At 57.5% G+C, this 1009-nt stretch carries 1 rRNA gene; it reads right to left on the bottom strand.

Features of this window, described 5'->3' with window-relative positions:
- Positions 1–1009: ribosomal RNA gene (locus NDI85_RS22205) — 23S ribosomal RNA — on the bottom strand; the annotation flags it as partial.

The following is a 1009-nucleotide window of genomic DNA, read 5'->3' as shown; positions in this document are numbered from 1 at the left end:
TGCCGCCGTTCGTCCGCTTCGTGCCGTTACGGCTTCCACGGAGTTGGACGGTTCGACCGGGCGAAAGCCCGGCGTGATCGACCCCAGGGCGTCGACTTTCACTGTATGATGGCACGGGAATATTAACCCGTTTCCCATTTTGTCTCAGTCGAGTTGCGGTGAGACTTAGGACCGGCTAACCCTCAGCTGATCAGCAGTGCTGAGGAACCCTTATCCATTAGGCCGTCGGGGTTCTCACCCGACTATCGCTGCTACTATGGCCAGGATTTTCGTCACTCATCGGTCCACAGGAGTTCTCACCCCTGCTTCCACCCAATGAGAGCGCCAACCTACTCGATTGCCCGATCAAGGGCACGGATAGGTCTCGGTGGTGGATTTGAGTCCCGATCATTTTGGGCGCCTCAAACCTCGGCCGGTAAGCTGTTACGCTTTTCTTAGAGGGTAGCTGCTTCTAAGCTCACCTCCCGGCTGTCTAGGGCTCGAGACCACCTTCAGAGGATTACACTTAATCCACACTTGGGGACCTTAACCTATCTCTGGGTTGTTCCCCTCCTGGTGCACAGGCTTACCCCGCACACCGGAATCCCCGCGTCAAACAGCGTTCGTAGGTTTGGAGTTTGACAGGTGTGCCGACTCCTCTCGGAGGCGGTCACACCAATCGGTCGCTCTACCCCACGAACTACCTCGGCGGAGGTCATGCTTCGACATGTTTCGGTTGGAACCAGCTGTTGCCGGACTCGATGGGCCTTTCACCCCTACACATAGATCACGAGAGGGTATTGTAGGACACCAACTCTAACAGGCTTCCACGTGCCTTTCGGCACGCTTCACCTTGTCCATGCGTAGATCGTCCGGATTCGGGTCGTGTCCGAGTGGCTCCCCGCCCTTGAAGACGGCGGCCCTCGCGCAAAGCGCTGCGGCCATGTCGGTTTCCCTGTGCCTCCCCGGATGCTCCGGTTAGACTTGCCAATCAGACACACTCCCTGGCTCGTTTTTCAAAACGTACGAC

It is taken from the genome of Haloarcula sp. S1AR25-4, assembly GCF_031624555.1.
Taxonomy (GTDB): Archaea; Halobacteriota; Halobacteria; order Halobacteriales; family Haloarculaceae; genus Haloarcula; species Haloarcula pellucida.
Note: the sequence above shows the minus strand (reverse complement) of the source record. Positions and strands in the feature narration are given on the sequence as shown.